The sequence below is a fragment of the Hydrogenophaga sp. genome, assembly GCF_026125825.1.
Taxonomy (GTDB): domain Bacteria; phylum Pseudomonadota; class Gammaproteobacteria; order Burkholderiales; family Burkholderiaceae_C; genus Hydrogenophaga.
The window spans coordinates 1-1208 of the sequence record NZ_JAHCKK010000226.1 but is presented as its reverse complement, the minus strand read 5'-3'; the positions used below and the strand labels follow the sequence as shown (position 1 = coordinate 1208).

Below are 1208 nucleotides of genomic sequence, written 5' to 3'. Positions count from 1 at the left end.
ATGAAGTAAGACGGCCCAGCCCAAAAACAAAAGCCCCGCGATGGCTCGCGGGGCTTTTGTTTTTGGGGCTTTTGTCGGAGGGCCAGAGGCATTCCGACGGTGCATGAGGGGGCAGGGCTTGGCGCAGACGCGCTGACAGTGGCATCGCCACGGCAGCCTGCAACGGCGCCCTGCGCCCTCAGGCAAGGAGCACTTACATGCCCATGCCGCCCATGTCGCCCATGCCACCCATGCCGCCACCCGGCATGGCCGGTGCGTCGTCCTTCGGGGACTCGGCCACCATGGCTTCCGTCGTCAGCATCAGGCTCGACACCGAAGCGGCATTCTGCAGCGCGGTGCGGGTCACCTTCGTCGGGTCCAGAATGCCCATCTCGATCATGTCGCCGTAGGTGTCGTTGGCGGCGTTGAAGCCGTAGTTGCCCTTGCCGGCCAGGATGGCGTTGACCACCACCGACGGCTCGCCACCGGCGTTGGCCACGATCTCGCGCAGAGGCGCTTCGATGGCCTTGAGCACCAGCTTGATGCCAGCGTCCTGGTCAGCGTTGTCACCCTTGATGACACCAGCGGCTTGGCGGGCGCGCAGCAAGGCCACGCCACCACCGGCCACGATGCCTTCTTCCACGGCAGCGCGGGTGGCGTGCAGGGCGTCTTCCACGCGGGCCTTCTTTTCCTTCATCTCGACTTCGGTGGCGGCACCGACCTTGATGACGGCCACACCGCCGGCCAGCTTGGCCACGCGCTCTTGCAGCTTCTCGCGGTCGTAGTCGCTGGTGGCTTCTTCGATCTGCACGCGCACTTGCTTGACGCGGGCTTCGATGTCAGCGGCAGCGCCAGCACCGTCGATGATGGTGGTGTTTTCCTTGCCGATTTCCACGCGCTTGGCTTGGCCCAGGTCGGCCAGGGTCACCTTCTCGAGCGTCAGGCCCACTTCTTCAGCGATGACCTTGCCGCCCGTCAGGATGGCGATGTCTTCCAGCATGGCCTTGCGGCGGTCGCCAAAACCAGGGGCCTTCACGGCCACGACCTTCAGAATGCCGCGGATGGTGTTGACCACCAGGGTCGCCAGGGCTTCGCCTTCGACGTCTTCGGCAATGATCAGCAGCGGACGGCCAGCCTTGGCGACTTGCTCCAGCGTGGGCAGCAGGTCACGGATGTTGGAAACCTTCTTGTCGTACAGCAGCACGAACGGGTTGTCCAACAGCGCCGAT

1 protein-coding gene is annotated in these 1208 nt (G+C 64.7%); it reads right to left on the bottom strand.

Annotated elements, in window-relative coordinates; all coding sequences use genetic code 11:
* Positions 1-193: 193 nt before the first annotated feature.
* A partial coding sequence (gene groEL, locus KIT86_RS25150) for a chaperonin GroEL (RefSeq protein WP_297403482.1) occupies positions 194-1208 on the bottom strand: 1015 nt, incomplete at its 5' end.